19 protein-coding genes and 1 tRNA gene are annotated in these 17,132 nt (G+C 64.2%); 18 read left to right on the top strand and 2 right to left on the bottom strand.

The features are described 5' to 3' along the window. Nucleotides 1-3: 3 nt before the first annotated feature. A complete protein-coding gene (locus J2X53_RS04780) occupies nucleotides 4-429 on the top strand; it encodes a MarR family transcriptional regulator (protein ID WP_349036342.1) in 426 nt (141 codons plus the stop codon). Here J2X53_RS04780 and queG read toward each other — a convergent pair. Then, nucleotides 411-1,448, bottom strand: coding sequence for a tRNA epoxyqueuosine(34) reductase QueG (gene queG / locus J2X53_RS04775; protein ID WP_349036341.1), 1,038 nt, complete (start codon nucleotides 1,446-1,448; stop codon nucleotides 411-413). The genes J2X53_RS04780 and queG overlap by 19 nt on opposite strands. 196 nt (nucleotides 1,449-1,644) lie before the next feature. Between queG and J2X53_RS04770 the strand changes: the two genes are divergently transcribed. The 5 genes from J2X53_RS04770 to J2X53_RS04750 all read left to right on the top strand — a co-directional run bounded on the left by J2X53_RS04770 (nucleotide 1,645) and on the right by J2X53_RS04750 (nucleotide 7,588). Next, on the top strand, nucleotides 1,645-2,139 hold the full coding sequence (locus J2X53_RS04770; RefSeq protein WP_349036340.1) for a L,D-transpeptidase family protein: 495 nt from the start codon (nucleotides 1,645-1,647) through the stop codon (nucleotides 2,137-2,139). A gap of 96 nt (nucleotides 2,140-2,235) precedes the next feature. Continuing rightward, nucleotides 2,236-2,700 (top strand): MarR family transcriptional regulator, encoded by a 465-nt coding sequence (locus J2X53_RS04765; RefSeq protein ID WP_349036339.1) that lies wholly within the window; start codon nucleotides 2,236-2,238, stop codon nucleotides 2,698-2,700. A gap of 30 nt (nucleotides 2,701-2,730) precedes the next feature. Then, a complete protein-coding gene (locus J2X53_RS04760) occupies nucleotides 2,731-3,132 on the top strand; it encodes a hypothetical protein (RefSeq protein WP_349036338.1) in 402 nt (133 codons plus the stop codon). Nucleotides 3,133-3,217: 85 nt separating this feature from the next. After that, nucleotides 3,218-6,796, top strand: coding sequence for a hydantoinase B/oxoprolinase family protein (locus J2X53_RS04755; RefSeq protein WP_349036337.1), 3,579 nt, complete (start codon nucleotides 3,218-3,220; stop codon nucleotides 6,794-6,796). A 78-nt stretch (nucleotides 6,797-6,874) separates the two neighbouring features. Then, complete coding sequence (locus J2X53_RS04750) at nucleotides 6,875-7,588, top strand: DUF533 domain-containing protein (protein WP_349036336.1); 714 nt, start codon at nucleotides 6,875-6,877, stop codon at nucleotides 7,586-7,588. 69 nt (nucleotides 7,589-7,657) lie between these two features. Here J2X53_RS04750 and J2X53_RS04745 read toward each other — a convergent pair whose 3' ends face one another. Continuing rightward, entirely contained in the window at nucleotides 7,658-9,028 is a 1,371-nt protein-coding gene (locus J2X53_RS04745) for a cytochrome P450 (RefSeq protein ID WP_349036335.1), read from the bottom strand. Nucleotides 9,029-9,148: 120 nt separating this feature from the next. Between J2X53_RS04745 and J2X53_RS04740 the strand changes: the two genes are divergently transcribed. The 12 genes from J2X53_RS04740 (at nucleotide 9,149) to rplL (ending at nucleotide 16,893) form a co-directional block, all read left to right on the top strand. Continuing rightward, nucleotides 9,149-9,733 carry a hypothetical protein gene (locus J2X53_RS04740; protein WP_349036334.1) on the top strand — a complete coding sequence of 195 codons (585 nt, stop codon included), beginning with the start codon at nucleotides 9,149-9,151 and terminating at the stop codon, nucleotides 9,731-9,733. Between the two features lie 120 nt (nucleotides 9,734-9,853). Further along, the gene (gene tuf, locus J2X53_RS04735; protein WP_349036333.1) at nucleotides 9,854-11,029 is read left to right on the top strand and encodes an elongation factor Tu; all 1,176 of its coding nucleotides are present in this window, start codon (nucleotides 9,854-9,856) and stop codon (nucleotides 11,027-11,029) included. A gap of 192 nt (nucleotides 11,030-11,221) precedes the next feature. Next, nucleotides 11,222-11,743, top strand: coding sequence for an alkylphosphonate utilization protein (locus J2X53_RS04730; protein WP_349036332.1), 522 nt, complete (start codon nucleotides 11,222-11,224; stop codon nucleotides 11,741-11,743). A gap of 12 nt (nucleotides 11,744-11,755) precedes the next feature. Beyond that, a complete protein-coding gene (locus tag J2X53_RS04725) occupies nucleotides 11,756-12,529 on the top strand; it encodes a hypothetical protein (protein WP_349036331.1) in 774 nt (257 codons plus the stop codon). Between the two features lie 88 nt (nucleotides 12,530-12,617). Then, entirely contained in the window at nucleotides 12,618-13,268 is a 651-nt protein-coding gene (locus J2X53_RS04720) for a CatB-related O-acetyltransferase (RefSeq protein ID WP_349036330.1), read from the top strand. A 37-nt stretch (nucleotides 13,269-13,305) separates the two neighbouring features. Beyond that, a tRNA-Trp gene (locus J2X53_RS04715) sits at nucleotides 13,306-13,381 on the top strand. 120 nt (nucleotides 13,382-13,501) lie between these two features. Then, nucleotides 13,502-13,696, top strand: a complete 195-nt coding sequence (gene secE / locus J2X53_RS04710; protein ID WP_118149981.1) for a preprotein translocase subunit SecE — start codon at nucleotides 13,502-13,504, stop codon at nucleotides 13,694-13,696. A 198-nt stretch (nucleotides 13,697-13,894) separates the two neighbouring features. Then, entirely contained in the window at nucleotides 13,895-14,428 is a 534-nt protein-coding gene (nusG, locus tag J2X53_RS04705) for a transcription termination/antitermination protein NusG (RefSeq protein ID WP_349036329.1), read from the top strand. Between the two features lie 124 nt (nucleotides 14,429-14,552). Next, nucleotides 14,553-15,005, top strand: coding sequence for a 50S ribosomal protein L11 (gene rplK, locus J2X53_RS04700; protein ID WP_349036328.1), 453 nt, complete (start codon nucleotides 14,553-14,555; stop codon nucleotides 15,003-15,005). Between the two features lie 5 nt (nucleotides 15,006-15,010). Beyond that, complete coding sequence (gene rplA, locus J2X53_RS04695; protein WP_349036327.1) at nucleotides 15,011-15,706, top strand: 50S ribosomal protein L1; 696 nt, start codon at nucleotides 15,011-15,013, stop codon at nucleotides 15,704-15,706. A gap of 230 nt (nucleotides 15,707-15,936) precedes the next feature. After that, nucleotides 15,937-16,452 (top strand): 50S ribosomal protein L10, encoded by a 516-nt coding sequence (gene rplJ / locus J2X53_RS04690; RefSeq protein WP_349036326.1) that lies wholly within the window; start codon nucleotides 15,937-15,939, stop codon nucleotides 16,450-16,452. Nucleotides 16,453-16,518: 66 nt separating this feature from the next. After that, entirely contained in the window at nucleotides 16,519-16,893 is a 375-nt protein-coding gene (gene rplL / locus J2X53_RS04685; RefSeq protein WP_118149330.1) for a 50S ribosomal protein L7/L12, read from the top strand. Nucleotides 16,894-17,132: the final 239 nt, after the last annotated feature.

Genomic DNA, 17,132 nt, shown 5'->3' with positions numbered 1-17,132 from the left:
CGCATGACACTCGCCCTGCCTGACATGATCTGTTTTGCGCTGTATTCGGCGACCCATGCCATGCAGCATGTCTACAAACCCTTGCTCGATGATCTGGGCCTGACCTATCCGCAATACCTCGTGCTCACCGCACTCTGGACAGAAGACAAACAGACCGTCGGCGCTCTGGGCCGTCAGGTGCAGCTCGAATCGAACACGCTTACCCCGCTGCTGAAACGGCTGGAAGAGCGTGGGCTGATCACCCGCACCCGCAGCGAGACCGACGAGCGGCAGGTCAACATCACCCTGACTGACGCGGGCCGCGCGCTGCAGGCGCGTGCCGCGCATATCCCCGCCTGTGTGCTGGAAAAATCCGGCCTGTCGCTTGACGATCTGACGCAGCTGCGCGACCAGATCACCACGCTGCGCGATCACCTGCGCGCGGGGTAAAGCCGCGCCACCGCCCAGCGCGCGGCATCTGCGACCGTTGGATCATCATCACCGCACAGCCCCTGCGCCACACCCCGCAACGCCGCATCGCCGGAATTGCCAATCGCATACAACACGTTGCGCACAAACCGCCCGCGCCCGATCCGCTTGATCGGGCTGCCAGCAAACCGCGCCCGAAAGGCCGCGTCATCCAAGCCCGCGAGCTCCGCCAACGGCGGCGCGCCATGCCGGGGCGCATAGCCGATGTCGCTTGCAGCCTTGGCAAACTTGTTCCACGGGCAGACCGCCAGACAGTCATCGCAGCCGTAAATCCGGTTGCCCATCAACCCGCGCAGATCCTCATCCACCGGCCCGGAATGCTCGATGGTCAGATAGGAGATGCAGCGCCGCGCATCCAGCTGATAGGGCGCAGGGAAAGCCCCGGTCGGGCAGATCGTGAGGCAAGCGGTGCAAGACCCGCAATGGCTGACCTCTGCCACATCCTTTGCCAGATCGAGCGTGGTGAAAATCGCGCCCAGAAAAAACCAGTTGCCCAGATCACGGCTTAACAGATTGGTATGCTTGCCCTGCCAGCCCAACCCCGCCGCCTCGGCCAAGGGCTTTTCCATCACCGGGGCGGTGTCCACAAACACCTTGATCTCACAAGGGCTTTGGTCAATCAGCCAGCGCCCCAGCCGCTTCAGCCGCCGCTTCACCAGATCGTGGTAATCCTTGCCCTGCGCATAGACCGAGATCACGCCCCGGTCGCGCAGCTCCAGCTGCGGCAGCGGGTTCTCCTCCGGCGCATAGCTTTCGGCCAGCATGATCACCGACCGGGCCTCGGGCCACAGCGCCGTGGGATCACCGCGCCAGGCCATCCGCTCGGCCATCCAGCCCATCTGCCCGTGCCGACCTTGCGCCACAAACTCGGCCAGCCGCGCGGCCACCTGCGGCACGGCACCCGGCGCAGTCACTCGCATTGCCGAAAACCCTTCCTCAAGGGCGCGGGCCTGCAATCGTGATTTCAGATCATCGGTCATAGCGGGCAGCATAGCGCCGCCCGCTGCCAAGGGCCACGCCCCCTGCGCCTTGAACTTCCCGCTCTGCCCTGAAACACTGACCAGCCTGAACCACTGCCCCCAAGCCGGAGCCTGCGCCTTGCGAACCCGTTCCCTCCTCCTGGCCGTCGCTGCACTGGTTGTCCTTGCTGTCGGCGTCTTTGGATATACCAAGGCCATGGCCCGCATCGCCTCTGGCACGCCCCCGGCCTACGTCGCGGCCGAGCAACAGGCCGACAGCATCGCCGTCTCCAAAGCCGACCGCAAACTGTATCTGCTGCGGGGCGAGACTGTGCTGAAAACCTATGACATTTCCATGGGCTCCGCCTGGGATCAGGGCCACAAGCAACGCGAAGGCGACATGCGCACGCCCGAGGGCAGCTATGTGATCGACTGGCGCAACCCCAGCTCTGTCGCCCATCTCAGCCTGCACATCTCTTACCCCGACACCGCCGACAGCGCCGCCGCCGCACAGGCAGGCTACAGCCCCGGTGGCAACATCATGATCCATGGCCTGCCGAATGGCTGGGGCGCCTTTGGCCGCCTGCATACGTTGCTGAACTGGACAGATGGATGCATCGCGGTGACCAATGCCGAGATGCAGGAAATCTGGTCCCTGACCCCGACCGGCACGCCGATCACCATTCATGCGACGTGGCGCCCCCAAGGCTAGGCAATACCGCCTGACCGAGATGATCCGGGTCTGATGGCAGCGCGTCCAAACATGTTGACTAGGAAACCTCTTTGGCCTAGTTTCCTTGTCAACAAAATGGACCATTTCATGCCGTCCGTCTCAAACCTGACCGACCATACCGGCTATCTGATGCGCCTCGTGTCCAATGCCGTCTCACAGGATTTTGCCTGCAAGGTCGCGGCCATAGGCGTCACGGTGGCCGAATGGGCGTTCCTTCGCGTGTTGTTCGATACCGATGGCATCGCCCCGACTGCGCTTGCCGACAAGATGGGCATGACCCGTGGCGCGATCAGCAAACTGGCTGACCGTCTGCTGGCCAAAGGGCTGATCCGGCGCAGCGACAGCCAGACAGACCGGCGCGCGCAGGTGCTGGCGCTGACCACACAGGGGCGGAACATGGTGCCCGACCTCGCCCGTCTCGCGGATGAGAATGACGCTGAAACCTTTGGCCTGCTGACCACAGCCGAGCGGGCGGCGCTTGATCAGATCCTGAAAACGCTGATCGAGCGGCGCAGCCTGACCACCACCGCGCTGGACTGAACCAGCCACACCCGACAGAAGGAGCCCGCCATGGACGCGGACCGGATCACGATCGCCACCACCTGCCTGACCGCAGCCCATGACGGCAGCCTCGGCTTTCCCGAAATCGTGGGAAAGCTGATCGGAGCGGGGTTCGAAGGCTATGCCGTCGATTACCGGCGCAACAGCCAGACGTTTTATCTGCCGGATGGCGATAGTCTGGCGCTCGACATGCCTGCGTCAGAGGGCGGCATTGCCGCCGCCTTTGACGCGGATGCGGTGCAGACCCTGATCCGCTGGGCGCAAGCAAACCCGCCCGATTACAGCTATGCCGGTTTCAGCACGCGGGTCAAAGCCGCAGGCTGTGCAGGGTATCTGGTGTCTTTCTCTGGCCGCCGCGTGGTCTATTTTGGTCGCACCGCCGAAACCCATGTCGAGGTGTTTCCCGGCTGACCAGCGGGGAGGTCGGCGGTGCCGACCCGGTTGACACAGCCCGCCCCATGCCCCACCCAAAGCGGGGCAGCAGGTGGGGGCTTTCATGGGCACGTGGGAATTCTGGATCGACCGGGGCGGCACCTTTACAGACGTGGTGGCCCGCCGCCCGGATGGCGGGCTGACGACCCGCAAGCTCTTGTCCGAAAACCCCGGGCGCTACCCCGATGCCGCCGTGCAGGGCATCCGCGACTGTCTGGGTCTTGGGGCGGAGGAGACCATTCCCGACGGTCTGATCGGGGCCGTCAAGATGGGCACCACCGTCGCCACCAACGCCCTGCTGGAGCGCAAGGGAGAGCGGGTGCTGTTGCTGATCACCGAAGGATTCGCCGACCTGTTGCGGATCGGCACGCAAGCCCGCCCCGACCTGTTCGCCCTGCATATCCAGCGCCCCGACCTGCTGCATGAGGCGGTGGCCGAAGTGCCGGGGCGGCTGGATGCTGACGGGCTGGAACTCACCCCGCTGGACGAGCCGGCGACGCGCGCTGCTTTGAAAGCGGCGCACAAGCAAGGCATCCGCGCGGTGGCGGTGGCGTTGATGCACGGCTACCTCAACCCCGCGCATGAGGCGCGGGTGGGCGAGATTGCCGCCGAGGAAGGGTTCACCCAGATCAGCCTGTCGCATCAGGTCAGCCGTCTGGCCAAGCTGGTGTCGCGCGGCGATACGACGGTGGTCGATGCCTACCTCTCGCCCATCCTGCGCCGCTATGTGGCGCAGGTCGAGGGTGCGCTGGACATGGGCCGCGCGACGGGGCGGCTGTTGTTCATGCAATCGTCGGGCGGGCTGACCGAGGCGCATCGCTTCATGGGCAAGGATGCAATCCTGTCCGGCCCGGCGGGCGGCATCGTCGGCATGGTGCAGACCGCGCAGGTGGCGGGGTTCGACCGGCTGATCGGCTTTGACATGGGCGGCACCTCGACCGATGTCAGCCATTACGCGGGGGTTTACGAGCGCAGCTTCGAGACCGAGGTGGCCGGGGTGCGGATGCGGGCGCCGATGATGGATATCCATACGGTGGCGGCGGGTGGCGGGTCAGTCTGCAGCTTTCGCGACGGCCGGTTGCAGGTCGGGCCGGAGAGCGCGGGGGCCAACCCCGGCCCCGCTGCTTACGGTCGCGGTGGGCCGCTGACCATCACCGATTGCAACGTCGTGCTGGGCCGCCTGTCGCCCGCGCATTTCCCGGCGGTGTTCGGCCCCGACGGCACCGCCCCGCTGGACGCCGAGGCGGCGCAGGCGAGGTGTGCCGCAATCAGCGCCGAGATCGCCGTCGCCACCGGCCAGCCGCCGATGACGCCGCAAGAGCTGGCTACCGGGTTCCTGCGCATCGCCATCGACAACATGGCCAATGCGATCAAGAAGATCTCGGTCCAGCGCGGGCATGACGTGACCGGCTACACCCTGCAATGTTTTGGCGGGGCAGGGGGGCAGCATGCCTGCGGCGTGGCCGATGCGTTGGGAATGACGCGCATCTTTATCCACCCGTTTGCCGGGGTGCTGTCGGCCTTTGGCATGGGGCTGGCCGAGATCCGCGCGCTGCAGGAGGTGCAGTTTGATGCGCCCTTGTCGGCGATGGAGGCGGCGCGCTCGACGCTGGCCGAAATCACCGCGCTGGTGCGGGCCGAGGTGGCGGCGCAGGGGGCAACCGCGCCGCGCATCCTCACCCGCGCGCATCTGCGCTATGACGGCTCGCATCAGCCGCTCGAGGTGGCGTTTGACGACGCAGCCGCGATGAAGGCGGCGTTTGAGGCGGCGCATCAGGCGCGCTTCGGCTTTGCCTCGCCCGAACGGGCAGTGCTGTTCGAGATGCTGGCAGTAGAGGCGATTGGCGATGGCGCCAGCCTTCCGCCCGCCGCTGCGCCGGAGGGGGCGGCCAGCCCGCTGGCCGTGCAGCGGGTGTGGCTGGAGGATTGGGCCGAGGTGCCGCTGTATGACCGGGCGCACCTGCCCGAAAGCACCGCGATTACCGGCCCCGCCATCCTGCGCGAGACGACCGGGACGGTGGTGGTGGAGCCGGGCTGGCAGGCGCGCGTGGATGCGCGCGCCAACCTGATCCTGGAGCGCACCACCGCCTTGGCGCGGGGCCATGCGGTCGGTACCCATGCCGACCCGGTGCTGCTGGAGGTGTTCAACAACCTGTTCATGTCAGTGGCCGATCAGATGGGGGCGACCCTCGCCAATACCGCGTGGTCAGTCAACATCAAGGAACGGCTGGACTTTTCCTGTGCGATCTTTGACGCGCAGGGCGATCTGGTGGCCAATGCGCCGCATGTGCCGGTGCATCTGGGCAGCATGTCGCATGCGGTCAAGGTGGTGATTGCCGCCACCAAAGGCACCGCGCGAGAGGGCGATGCCTGGATGCTGAACAGCCCCTATAACGGCGGCACCCATCTGCCGGATGTGACCGTGATCACGCCGGTTTTTGTCGGTGGCGCGCCTGCGTTCTGGCTGGGGTCGCGCGGGCACCACGCCGATATCGGCGGGCGCACGCCGGGGTCTTCGCCGCCCGACAGCCGCCATATCGACGAGGAAGGTGTGCTGATCGACCTGTTCGCGCTGGTGGAACAAGGGCGACTGCGGGAATCCGAGACAAGGGCTCTGCTGGCCTCGGCCCGCTATCCGGCGCGGTCGGTCGATCAGAACATGGCCGATCTGAAAGCCCAGATCGCTGCCAATGAGACCGGACGGCGCGAACTCTTGCGCGTGGTGGCGGCTTACGGTGCCGGGGTGGTGGCCGCCTATATGGGCCATGTGCAGAACAACGCCGAGGAATGCGTGCGCGCCGTGATCGACCGGCTGGAGGATGGGGCGTTTGCCTATCCGATGGACATTGGCACCACGATCCGCGTTGCGGTGCGGGTGGACCGTGCCGCGCGTTCTGCCGTGGTGGATTTTACCGGCACCTCTGCGCAGCATGCGGGCAACTACAACGCCCCGGCGGCGGTGGCGCGGGCGGTGGTCCTGTATGTGTTCCGCACGATGGTCGGCAAGGCGATTCCACTGAACGAGGGCTGCCTGCGACCGCTGGAGATCATCCTGCCCGAAGGGTCTATGCTGAACCCGCAGGCCCCTGCGGCGGTAATTGCGGGCAACACCGAAGTGTCGCAAGCCGCCTGCAACGCTCTCTATGGGGCGCTGGGGGTGATGGCCTGTTCGCAGGGCACGATGAACAACTTTGTGTGGGGCAACGCGCAGTTTCAGAATTATGAAACCATAGCAGGCGGCACCGGGGCCGGGCCGGGGTTTGCGGGCTGTGACGCGGTGCAAAGCCATATGACCAACACCCGGATGACCGACCCGGAAATTCTGGAAAAGCGGTTCCCGGTGCGGCTGGAGGCGTTTGGCATCCGCCAAGGCTCTGGCGGTGCCGGGGACTGGCCCGGCGGCAATGGCGCGGTGCGGCGGCTGCGGTTTCTGGACGCGGTGACGGTGACCACGCTCTGCGGCAGCCGTGAGGTGGCGCCCTTTGGCATGGCGGGTGGCCTGCCGGGGGCGGTCGGGGAAAACCGGGTGATCTGGCCGGATGGACGGGTCGAGCGGCTGCGCGGCAATGACGAACGCGACCTGCCGCCCGGTGCTGTGTTCGAGATGCTGACGCCGGGCGGCGGCGGTTGGGGGCAGGCGTAAATCGCCGGGGGAGGGCGTTGCGAAAGGCGCCTGCACCCCCCATCTGATCGGAAACAAGTGTCCATCAGGAGTGTCGATATGTTCAATGCGAAATCTCTGCTCGATTCCGTGATCGGTCAGGTCAATCAGGCGACCGGCGGCAAGATCGGGGCGCAAGGGGCCGATGGTCTGGGCCAGAAGGCCAAGGAGCTTTGGGGCGGGCAATCGACTTTGGGCAAGGGCGCGATTGCGGGCGGTCTGATGAGCATTCTGATGACCAAGGGCGGTCGCCGCATGCTGGGCACCGGGGCAAAGGTCGGCGGGGCCGCGCTGATCGGCGGGCTGGCCTACAAGGCTTATCAGGATTGGAAAGACGGCAAGGCGGTGACCGCAGAGCCGGGGCCGATGGCGTTGCCGCATCCCGAGGGCACGGTATTTCTGCCCTCGGATACGGCGCAGGCCAATGACCTGTCGGCGCGGTTGCTGCAGGCGATGGTGGCGGCGGCAAAGGCCGATGGTCATGTGACCGCCGACGAGCGGGCGCGGATCGACGGGCAGTTGGCGGCTTTGGGGCTGGAACAGGAGGCGTCGGCGATGATCGCGGCCGAGCTGGATGCCCCGCTGGACCCCGGCCGGATTGCGGCCTTGGCGCGGAGCGAAGAAGAGGCGGCAGAAATCTACGCCGCCTCGCTGCTGGCGGTGGACAGCGAGGGCGCGGCGGAAAAGGGCTACCTTGCCATGCTGGCGGCGCGGTTGAAGCTGGATCCGGGGCTGGTGGCGCATTTGCACGCAAAGGCCGAGGCGTTGGCCTGATACCCACCGTCCGGGGGCGCCGCCCCCGGACCCCCGGAGTATTTGGGAAAGCTGCAATGCAAAAAGGAGTCAGGCTGGTGTGACAGTCAGCCAGACCCCGCCTTCGGGGCGCAGGGTCAGGATCATCACCGGCTTTGGCGCTTTGCCAGGCACCAGGTCAAAGCGGAAGCGGGCGAGCAGGGTGGCGAGGATGATCACCGCCTCTTGCAGGGCGAAATTCGCGCCGATGCAGACGCGCGGGCCATCGCCGAACGGCAGATAGGCATAGCGGTCCACAGCTTTGGGCTCGGCGAAACGGTCGGGGTCAAAGCTGTCGGGGCGGCCCCAGAGCGCATGGTGGCGGTGCAGCGCGTAGATCGGCAGAATGATGGTATCGCCCGGCAAGACCTCGCGGCCGCAGAGCGTATCGGCCGCCTGCGCGGTGCGCGACAGAAAGGCGGCGGGCGGATAGAGCCGCAGCGTTTCATCCACGATGCGCCGGATCAGCGGCAGGGCGGCGATATCAGCGGCGGTCGCGGCACGGGTGCCAAGCGCAGCTTGTGCCTCGGCGCGCGCCGCAGCCTGAACGGCGGGATCAAAGGCGCACAGATACAGCGCCCAGGACAGGGTCAGCGCTGTGGTCTCATGCCCAGCCACAATGAAGGTCAGCAGATTGTCGCGCAGCTCCGGCGTGGTCATCTTGCGGCCCGACTTCGGGTCTTCGCCCGCCATCAGCAGATCGAGCAGATCGGGCACGCCCGGATTGCCCTCGGCCCGGCGGCGCTGGATCGAGCCGTCGGCGACGCGTTTCATCTGGCGCATGGCGGCCCCTGACAACAACCGCCCCGGTCGTGGCACCCAGGCCGGCGCGCCGATGATGTCGAGCAGCGATACGCGGGCAGTCTGGGCCATGTAATCTTCGATGGCGCGATGCACCGAGGCGCGGTCAAAGCCCTCACCGTCAGAGAAGGTCACATCCGAGATCACCTCGAAGGTCGCGGTCACCATTTCGTCATAACAGTTGACCGCCCGGCCCGTGCCGGTTGCGATGCGGGCACAGGCGCGCTCGGCGGCGGCGCTCATCACCGGGGCGAGGGCGGCGACGTTGCGATGCGAAAACACCGGGGCGGCGGTGCGCCGCTGCCAGAGCCACTCCTGCCCCTCGGCCACGAACAGGCTGTCGCCGATGGCAGGTTCCAGGATCAGCTTGGTCACCACCGACTTGGGGTAATTTGTCACGTTTTCCCGCAGGATATGGCGCAATGCGTCCGGGTCCATCACCATATGCCAGCGCTTTCCGGTGCGGCCGGACAGGATCGGGGCATGGGTGGCGATCTCGGGAATCAGCTCCAGAATGTTGCGCCGCCCGGCGGCCAGCGACCCGAACACACCCAAGGGGCGCTTGCCGAGGGGCACTTTGACCGGCTCTGATCTGGCAGGAATGGGGCGGTGTTCGGTCATGCTGTCTCCGGGGTTATGACAGATATAGGCGGATTTGCGCCTCTGTCACCGGCACTCCCCCGCTTGCGCGACTTTGCGCCACGGGCTATCCCGGCCTGACCCTTTGCGAGGAAGCTGCCCATGACCCCCGCCCGCCTGACTGGATTTGGTCTTTGCCTGACCCTTTTGCTTGGCTGCGCCAGGAATGATCTGGCCGACCCGCCGGTGCCGCTGGGGGATTTTGCCCTGGGCCTGAACATTGTGGTCACCGACAAAACCCAGAAGGTTCCGATTTCGCGGAATGCCACGGGCGAAGAGTGGGAAGCCGCGATGAAAAAGGCGGTTGATAACCGCTTTGGCCGGTATCAGGGGACAAAGCTGTATAATATCGGGATTTCGGTGGATGGCTATGCGCTTGCCCCCCCCGGCATTCCGGTGGTGGCGGCACCAAAGTCGATTCTGGTGATCACGGCCAACGTCTGGGACGATGCGGCCCAGCAAAAGCTGAACGCCGAGGGCAAGCAGATCACCGTGTTTGAAAGCCTGTCGGGGGAGACCGTGATCGGCACCGGGATCACCCGGAGCAAGCAGCAGCAGATGGATGCGCTGTCTTATAATGCGGTCAAGCGGGTCGAAGACTGGTTCCTGCAAAACCCGGAATGGTTTGGCCTGCCGTCGGTTGTGCCGGCAACGGTGATCAATGTGACGGCCGGAAGCGACAGCTGACCCTTGGGAATTGCCAACAGAGGCTTGATTTCCCCTCGTTTACGGCTTACTTCGCCGCCCGTGTAGCATGGGGCCAGCGCTGCATTTGCGCGGGCCCCCCAAATCCAAGGGCGCTGGCGAATGGCAAAGGCAAAGTTTGAACGGAACAAACCGCACGTCAACATTGGCACGATTGGCCACGTTGACCACGGCAAGACGACGCTGACGGCGGCGATCACCAAGTATTTCGGCGATTTCAAAGCCTACGACCAGATCGACGGCGCGCCGGAAGAGCGGGCACGTGGGATCACGATCTCGACCGCGCACGTGGAATATGAGACCGAAGCGCGCCACTATGCGCACGTCGACTGCCCCGGCCACGCCGACTATGTGAAGAACATGATCACCGGTGCCGCACAGATGGACGGCGCCATTCTGGTGTGTGCCGCCTCCGACGGCCCGATGCCGCAGACCCGCGAGCACATCCTGTTGGGGCGTCAGGTCGGCATTCCGTACATGGTCTGCTACATGAACAAGGTTGACCTTGTTGATGACGAAGAGCTGATCGAACTGGTCGAGATGGAAATCCGCGAGCTGTTCTCGTCCTACGACTACCCGGGCGACGACATTCCGATCATCAAGGGCTCGGCCCACCAGGCGATGATCGGTGAGCGCAAGGACATCGGCGAAGATTCCGTGCGCGCGCTGATGGCGGCTGTTGACAGCTACATCCCGACCCCGGCACGTGCCGTGGACCAGCCGTTCCTGATGCCGATCGAAGACGTGTTCTCGATCTCGGGTCGTGGTACGGTTGTCACCGGTCGCGTGGAGCGTGGCGTGATCAACGTTGGCGACGAAGTCGAAATCGTCGGCATCCGCGACACCAAGAAGTCGGTCTGCACCGGCGTCGAGATGTTCCGCAAGCTCTTGGACCGTGGTGAGGCTGGCGACAACGTCGGCGTGCTGCTGCGCGGCATCGACCGTGAAGGCGTGGAACGTGGCCAGGTGCTGTGCAAGCCGAAGTCGGTGAACCCGCACACCAAGTTCGAAGCCGAAGCCTATATCCTGACCAAGGAAGAAGGCGGCCGTCACACGCCGTTCTTTGCGAACTACCGTCCGCAATTCTACTTCCGCACGACCGACGTGACCGGCATGGTCCAGCTGCCCGAAGGCACCGAGATGGTGATGCCGGGCGACAACCTGAAGTTCAACGTCGAACTGATCGCCCCGATCGCGATGGAAGAAAAACTGCGCTTCGCCATCCGCGAAGGCGGCCGTACCGTCGGCGCAGGCGTGGTCTCGAAAATCCTCGCTTGATGATTTTGGAAACTTCGGGCGTCGCAGGCCCTCGGCCGGGCAAAGGTCCACTGGACCTTTGCCTGTCGGCCTCGATCTCGAAGATCCTCGCCTGAGCTGTGATGAAGGCGTAAGAGCCAAAGGGCGCGCGGGGTTCCGCGCGCCCTTTTTCATTGCCCCGCCCCTTCTTCAAAGCCCTGAAAGGCCATTCTGATGACGACCTGTGTTCTGTGCGCTGCCCCTGATGCCAGCCCGGTGCAACTTTCCCCCGGCGAAGATGTTGCCATGCTGTGCCTGACTTGCGCGGCCGCGCTGACCGGCGACATCACCCCCGGCCCGCGTTGGCGCTGTCTGGGCGATGCGATCTGGTCGGCGGATGCGGGCACACAGATTGCGGCGTATCGCTTGCTGAAGGCGCTGCCGGGCGAGTCTTGGGCGGTGGATCTGCTGGAGACGGTCTATCTGGACCCCGAGGTGCTGGCGCGCGCCGAAGCCGGGCAGGGGGAGGCCGTTGCGGGGGTGGAGCATCGCGACAGCAACGGTGTGCTGCTGGCGGCGGGCGATACGGTGGTGTTGATCAAGGATCTGCCGGTCAAGGGCTCGTCGATGGTGGCCAAGCGCGGCACGGCGGTGCGGGGCATCCGGCTGGTGCAGGACAATGCCGATCAGATCGAGGGCCGCGTGAACGGCCAGACCATCGTGATCCTGTGTCAGTTCGTCAAGAAATCCGCCTGAGCTGCGCTGCTGATGCGGGTTCTGCCTGACCTGTCCTATGGTCCGCTGCCGCATCAGGCGCTGGACCTTGCCCTGCCCGATCTGCCCCGCGCGGTCTTGGCCTATGCGCATGGCGGCGGGTTCACCAAAGGCAGCCGCAAGGAAGCGACCTTTGCAGAACTGGCGGCGCAGCTTTGCCCTTGGGGGATCGCCGTCGCCTCGGTCAGCTACCGGCTGGCGGGCGGGCTGCTGGATCTGGACCCACCCGACCGCCCTGCCATGCGCCGGATGGCGGCGGCGAGTGCAGCGGCGGGGTTGCGGCTGAATCCGCGTTTGTATGGCCCGGCCTTTGCGATGGCGCTGTTTGACCTTGGCCGCGCGGTTTTGGCGCTGAAAAACGGGGCGCTTGCACCCGCCCTCACCGGCCTGCCGGTGACCCTGCTGGGGATGAGTGCGGGCGGTATTGCTGCGCTGTCGCTGGCCCACCCGCCACAGGTCTGGGCCGGGCGGCTGACGCGGCCGGATGCGGTGCTGGCGGTGTCGGCGGCGATGGTGCAGCCGTGGCGCCTGCGTCCCGGCGAGCCGCCCTGTGTGATGCTGCACGGTGCGGTTGACCGGATCATTCCGCCCGCTGATGCGCGGCTGGCCGCGTGCGTGGCGCAGGAAAAGGGGGCCGATCTGCAGGTCATCATCACCGATACGCCCGGCCATGTGCCGCAGCTGACACGGCTGTTGCACGGAACAGCACCAGATGGGCGCCCGGGGCTAAGCCTGCTGACCGATCTGGTCGCGCGGACCTTGGTGTGATACAAATCCCCGATAGCTGATGGAGGATGACATGGACCTGACCGCCTGAACCGTTTGTCGCAACTGTTCACGCTGAAAGGGGCACTCCATGCCGTTCCTGAACCCGCAGGCCACGCATCCGCTGGTCTTTCCTGATGGCCGCACCCATCCCGATATGGTGCATCTGAACCGGGTGATTGATCACCCCAACATCAGTATCGGCGATCATAGCTATGCCAATGACTTTGCCCCGCCGCAGGATTGGGCGGCGCATCTGGCCCCCTATCTCTACCCCGGCGCGCCTGAACGCCTGACCATCGGGCGGCTTTGCCAGATTGCGCATGGCGTGCGCTTTATCACCGCCTCGGCCAATCACGCGATGGACGGGTTTACCACCTATCCGTTTGGCGTCTTTGACCGCGAGACACTGGAGACGTACCGCGACAGTTTCACCAACCTGCCGGATACCACCATCGGCCATGATGTCTGGATCGGGCACGGCGCGCTGATTCTGCCGGGGGTCACCTTGGGCAATGGTGTGATTGTCGGGGCCGGGGCGGTGGTGGCGCGCGATGTGCCCGATTATGCCATCGTGGTGGGCAACCCGGCCCGCGTGCTGAGCCTGCGCTTTGCGCCCGGGGTGATTGCGCGGCTGACTGCTCTGGCCTGGTGGGACCAGCCGCTGGATCGCATCCGGGCGGCGGTGCCAGCCCTGATCGGGGCCGATATCGACGCGGTGGAAGCGGCGTTTGCCCCTTGACGGGCGCACAGTCCTGCCGTAACCCACCGCGCAGGATAGGGGTATAGCTCAGTTGGTAGAGCGACGGTCTCCAAAACCGTAGGTCGCGGGTTCAAGCCCTGCTGCCCCTGCCATTTTCCAGACGCATGACACGCCTTTCCCGCTTCGGCTGGTGAGGTGTGATGCGGTTCCGGCTTGAATTCGCCGGGCCGAGCGCGTATCTGGGCCAGGAAATCAGGATGACCGGACAGCACATGGCAAAGACCAACCCCCTTCAGTTTGTTCAGCAAGTGCGCGGCGAAGTGGCCAAGGTGGTCTGGCCCACCCGGCGCGAGGTGGTGCTGACCACGATCATGGTGTTCATCATGGCCGCCCTGACCGCCACGTTCTTCAGCCTTGTCGACCTGGGCATCCGCACGGGTCTGGCGGCGGTTCTTACCGCATTCTGATCGCTGCAAGTGGCTTAGCCCTTGAATTCCAAGGCCGGGGGCGGTATTCGGCCCCCTGTTCAAGGGCAGTCCGGCGCGCAATGATTCGTGTTGCGCGCTGTTTTTTGTTCCTTCGAGGCGGCGAGCGTTTCGCGTAAGTCGTTGGAAATACATGAATTTCGGGCGTTGCGGCGTCCGGGCAGACAAGGTGAAACGGGCATGGCCAAGCGGTGGTATTCGGTAAGCGTTCTCTCGAATTTCGAGAAGAAAGTTGCCGAACAGATCAGGACGGCCGTGGCTGAGGCAGGTCTGGGCGAAGAAATCGACGAAGTTATGGTCCCCACCGAAGAGGTGATCGAGGTTCGTCGTGGCAAGAAGGTAACGTCCGAGCGGCGCTTCATGCCCGGCTATGTGCTGGTGCGGATGGAGATGACGAACAAGGGTTACCACCTGATCTCGTCGATCAACCGGGTGACCGGCTTCCTGGGTCCGCAGGGCAAACCGATGCCGATGCGGGATTCGGAGGTGAACCAGATCCTGAACCGTGTCGAAGAGGGAGAGGCCGCGCCGCGCAACCTGATCCGCTTTGACGTGGGCGAGAAGGTCAAGGTGACCGACGGGCCGTTCGAAGGCTTTGACGGGATGGTCGAGGACGTGGATGAAGAGCACAGCCGCCTGAAAGTGTCTGTGTCGATCTTTGGCCGCGCCACCCCGGTCGAATTGGAATTCACTCAGGTCACCAAAGGGCTCTGAGTGTAACGCGTGGGAGGCGAGCGCCTGTGTCAGTTTCGCAGAAACTGACGGGGTGACGGACCGGACCACTAAACCGCGCCATACGTCCAATCACGGGCTGGCGCAGTGATAAAGGAGAGGCCAGATGGCCAAGAAGATTATCGGCAGCCTGAAGCTGCAAGTCAAAGCGGGCCAGGCGAACCCGTCCCCGCCGGTCGGTCCGGCGCTGGGTCAGCGCGGCCTGAACATCATGGCGTTTGTCAAAGAATTCAACGCCAAGACCGCTGAAATCACGCCCGGCACCCCGACGCCCGTGATCATCACCTATTACCAGGACAAGTCGTTCAGCCTGGAATTCAAGACCGCTCCGGCCTCTTTCCTGCTGAAGCAGGCCGCTGGTCTGCCGCCGGTTGGCAAGCGGAACCGCGCCAAGGGTTCGGTCAAGCCGGGCCATATGGTTGCTGGCAAGGTGAGCGTGGCACAGATCCGCCAGATCGCCGAAACCAAGATGAAAGACCTGAACGCCGATTCGATCGAAGCGGCGATGCAGATCATCCTGGGCTCCGCCCGGTCCTGCGGCATCGAAGTGAAGGGCTGATCATCATGGCAAAAATTGCAAAACGCACTGCCGCCGCCCGTGCTCTGTTTGACGGCAAGAACATGGTTTCCGTTGAGGATGCTGTGGCGCTGATCAAGAAAGCCGCCTCGGCCAAGTTTGATGAGACCATCGAAATCGCGATGAACCTTGGCGTTGACCCGCGCCACGCTGACCAGATGGTCCGCGGTGTGGTCCAGCTGCCGAACGGCACCGGCAAGACCGTGCGCGTCGCCGTCTTCGCCCGTGGCGCCAAGGCTGATGAAGCCAAGGCTGCCGGTGCAGACATCGTCGGCGCCGAAGACCTGATGGAAATCATCCAGTCCGGCAAGATCGAGTTCGACCGTTGCATCGCAACGCCGGACATGATGCCGATCGTTGGCCGTCTGGGCAAGATCCTGGGCCCGCGCAACCTGATGCCGAACCCGAAGGTCGGCACGGTGACGATGGACGTGAAAACTGCGGTTGAGGCTGCCAAAGGCGGCGAAGTGCAGTTCAAGGTCGAAAAAGCCGGCGTGATCCATGCCGGGATCGGCAAAGTGTCGTTCGATGAGGTCAAGCTGGCCGAAAACGTCCGCGCTTTCGTGGATGCCGTGGCCAAGGCCCGTCCGACCGGTGCAAAAGGCGCTTACCTGAAAAAGGTGTCGCTGTCTTCGACCATGGGCCCCGGCGTTGCCGTGGACCTGACCTCGGCTTCGGCCTGAGGCCTCTGAATTCCCGACCCTTCGGGGAAGGGATGGCCGGGCGGCAACGCCCGGTCCTGTCCGAGACGGTGGGTGGCCATCAGGCCTTAATCTTCCTGCCTGAGATGGGGAACGAGACGAAAATCGCCCTCGGGTGATCTTGGCCTACGGAACCCTTCGCGGACCCGAATGCCCCAGACCATCGGGGCCAACTTGAGCCGGGGGGAGACCCCCATACTTGGAGTGAAACTGTGGATAGAGCCCAGAAAGAGAAAGTGGTCGAGGAACTCGGCCAGATCTTCGAAAGCTCTGGCGTTGTGGTGATTGCTCACTACGCGGGAATGACGGTTAAACAGATGCAGGACCTGCGCGCCAAAATGCGCGAAGTAGGTGGGTCCGTTCGCGTTGCCAAGAACAAGCTCGCCAAGATCGCCCTTGAAGGCAAACCCGGTTCTAAAATGGGTGACCTTCTGACGGGCATGACCGTACTTGCCTACTCGGAAGATCCTGTCGCTGCGGCGAAGGTGACCGAAGCTTATGCCAAGGCGAACGAAAAGTTCGTGATCCTCGGCGGTGCTATGGGCAATGACGTTCTGGACCAGGCTGGTGTCAAAGCCGTGGCTTCCATGCCGTCGCGTGAAGAGCTTATCGCTCAGATCGTGTCGTGCATCGGTGCTCCTGCTGCGAACATCGCTGGTGCGATTGGCGCGCCTGCTTCGAACATCGCAAGCATCCTGTCGACCATCGAGGAAAAGGCTGCGGCCTGATCTTCGCGTCTCGCGTGGGTTGATCTCACGTCGTTGGAACCCCATCTTTATTAACGGAATGAAAAAATGGCTGATCTGAACAAACTCGCCGAAGAAATCGTTGGCCTGACCCTGCTGCAGGCTCAGGAACTGAAAACCATCCTGAAAGACACCTATGGCATCGAGCCAGCTGCTGGTGGCGCTGTCATGATGGCTGCTGGTCCGGCTGCTGCTGCAGCTCCGGTTGAAGAGCAGACCGAATTCGACGTCGTCCTGACCGATGCTGGCCCGAACAAGATCAACGTGATCAAAGAAGTTCGCACCATCACCGGCCTGGGCCTCAAAGAAGCCAAGGATCTGGTCGAAGCCGGCGGCAAAGTGAAAGAAGCTGTGACCAAAGCTGACGCAGAAGGCTTCAAAAAGAAGCTGGAAGAAGCTGGCGCCAAGGTCGAGCTGAAGTAATCGCGCTTGCGGATTACACCGCAACGATGATTTCCGACTGGGGATGGAGCAATCCGTCCCCAGTCAAACGCGTCTTGAAAGGTGTTTTTGTGAAAACCCCTTTCCAGGTGCGGCGCGGCTCGGGAGCGGTCCTACGGGACGGATCGCATGAATAGAGCCAACCCTCCTTCGCCAGCGGCGAGTGCCCGTGGCCCGACGGCCATTCGCCAGCGACACGAGAAAAAAAGGTGACGACAAGC

Origin of the sequence: Pseudotabrizicola sp. 4114, from assembly GCF_031457365.1 — a bacterium.
Taxonomy (GTDB): Bacteria; Pseudomonadota; Alphaproteobacteria; order Rhodobacterales; family Rhodobacteraceae; genus Pseudotabrizicola.
Note: the sequence above shows the minus strand (reverse complement) of the source record. Positions and strands in the feature narration are given on the sequence as shown.

Coding starts and splice junctions, on each gene's coding strand:
- J2X53_RS04780 (WP_349036342.1), top strand. CDS start 4: ATGACACTCGCCCTGCCTGACATGATCTGTTTTGCGCTGTATTCGGCG.
- queG (WP_349036341.1), bottom strand. CDS start 1,448: ATGACCGATGATCTGAAATCACGATTGCAGGCCCGCGCCCTTGAGGAA.
- J2X53_RS04770 (WP_349036340.1), top strand. CDS start 1,645: ATGGCCCGCATCGCCTCTGGCACGCCCCCGGCCTACGTCGCGGCCGAG.
- J2X53_RS04765 (WP_349036339.1), top strand. CDS start 2,236: ATGGACCATTTCATGCCGTCCGTCTCAAACCTGACCGACCATACCGGC.
- J2X53_RS04760 (WP_349036338.1), top strand. CDS start 2,731: ATGGACGCGGACCGGATCACGATCGCCACCACCTGCCTGACCGCAGCC.
- J2X53_RS04755 (WP_349036337.1), top strand. CDS start 3,218: ATGGGCACGTGGGAATTCTGGATCGACCGGGGCGGCACCTTTACAGAC.
- J2X53_RS04750 (WP_349036336.1), top strand. CDS start 6,875: ATGTTCAATGCGAAATCTCTGCTCGATTCCGTGATCGGTCAGGTCAAT.
- J2X53_RS04745 (WP_349036335.1), bottom strand. CDS start 9,028: ATGACCGAACACCGCCCCATTCCTGCCAGATCAGAGCCGGTCAAAGTG.
- J2X53_RS04740 (WP_349036334.1), top strand. CDS start 9,149: ATGACCCCCGCCCGCCTGACTGGATTTGGTCTTTGCCTGACCCTTTTG.
- tuf (WP_349036333.1), top strand. CDS start 9,854: ATGGCAAAGGCAAAGTTTGAACGGAACAAACCGCACGTCAACATTGGC.
- J2X53_RS04730 (WP_349036332.1), top strand. CDS start 11,222: ATGACGACCTGTGTTCTGTGCGCTGCCCCTGATGCCAGCCCGGTGCAA.
- J2X53_RS04725 (WP_349036331.1), top strand. CDS start 11,756: ATGCGGGTTCTGCCTGACCTGTCCTATGGTCCGCTGCCGCATCAGGCG.
- J2X53_RS04720 (WP_349036330.1), top strand. CDS start 12,618: ATGCCGTTCCTGAACCCGCAGGCCACGCATCCGCTGGTCTTTCCTGAT.
- secE (WP_118149981.1), top strand. CDS start 13,502: ATGGCAAAGACCAACCCCCTTCAGTTTGTTCAGCAAGTGCGCGGCGAA.
- nusG (WP_349036329.1), top strand. CDS start 13,895: ATGGCCAAGCGGTGGTATTCGGTAAGCGTTCTCTCGAATTTCGAGAAG.
- rplK (WP_349036328.1), top strand. CDS start 14,553: ATGGCCAAGAAGATTATCGGCAGCCTGAAGCTGCAAGTCAAAGCGGGC.
- rplA (WP_349036327.1), top strand. CDS start 15,011: ATGGCAAAAATTGCAAAACGCACTGCCGCCGCCCGTGCTCTGTTTGAC.
- rplL (WP_118149330.1), top strand. CDS start 16,519: ATGGCTGATCTGAACAAACTCGCCGAAGAAATCGTTGGCCTGACCCTG.